We start from the raw sequence: 1135 nt of genomic DNA on the forward strand, positions 1-1135 counted from the left end.
TAGGAATTGCCGCCATCGGCGACATCGACATGGGCTTCCGGCAATTCATTGACGAAACGCGACGGAATGGTCGATTGCCACAGGCCGTGGATCTGGCGGTTTGAGACGAACCAGACGTGCAGGTTCTTTTTCGCGCGCGTCAGGCCGACATAGGCGAGGCGGCGTTCTTCCTCGAGGCCGGAGCGGCCGCCTTCGTCCAGCGCGCGCTGATGCGGGAACAGGCCTTCCTCCCAGCCGGGCAAGAATACGGTCTCGAACTCAAGCCCTTTCGCCGAATGCAGCGTCATGATCGAGACCGCATCGAGCGATTCGCCCTGCTCTGCCTCCATGACCAGCGCGACATGCTCGAGGAACGAACGCAGGGATTCATACTCCTCCATGGAGCGGATCAGTTCCTTGAGGTTCTCCAGCCGCCCGGGCGCTTCGGCCGAACGGTCGTTCTTCCACATGTCGGTGTAGCCGCTCTCCTCGAGGATGGTCTCGGCGAGCTCGGTGTGCGGCGTGGTCTCCAGCGCCTTCTGCCAGCGCTCGAAATTGGCCGCGACCTCGCGCAGCGCGGCGCGCGGCCTCGGCTTCAACTCGTCGCTTTCGGCGAGTGTCGCCGCGGCCTCAAGCATCGGGATTTGCATGGCGCGCGCGGTGTCGTGGATCTGGCGGATGGTGGCTTCGCCGAGCCCGCGCTTCGGCACGTTGACAATGCGCTCGAAGGCAAGGTCGTCGCCGCTGTTGGCGACGACGCGGAAGAAGGCCAGCGCGTCGCGGATTTCCAAGCGTTCGTAAAAGCGCGGGCCGCCGATGACTCGGTAGCTCAAGCCGAGCGTGATGAAGCGGTCTTCGAAGGCGCGCATCTGGAAGGACGCGCGCACCAGGATCGCCATATCGTTGAGGTTGTGCTTTTGCCGCTGGTAGGCCTCGATCGCCTCGCCGATGGCGCGCGCCTCTTCCTCCGAATCCCAGGCGGCATGGACATGCACCTTATCGTCCTCGGGGTCGTTGCGGTCGGTGAACAGCGTCTTGCCGAAGCGGCCCTCATTGTGGGCGATAAGATGCGAAGCCGCACCCAGTATATGCGCGGTGGAGCGGTAGTTGCGCTCCACCGCGCATATACTGGGTGCGGCTTCGCATCTTATCGCCC

1 protein-coding gene is annotated in these 1135 nt (G+C 63.8%); it reads right to left on the reverse strand.

The genetic code is table 11. The features are described from left to right. Positions 1-1135, reverse strand: a 1135-nt coding sequence (locus EOA60_RS34020; RefSeq protein WP_164899814.1) for a 3'-5' exonuclease, incomplete at both ends; no start/stop codon positions are given.

This window comes from Mesorhizobium sp. M1A.F.Ca.IN.020.06.1.1 (assembly GCF_004023265.1).
In the GTDB taxonomy this organism is placed as follows: Bacteria; Pseudomonadota; Alphaproteobacteria; order Rhizobiales; family Rhizobiaceae; genus Mesorhizobium.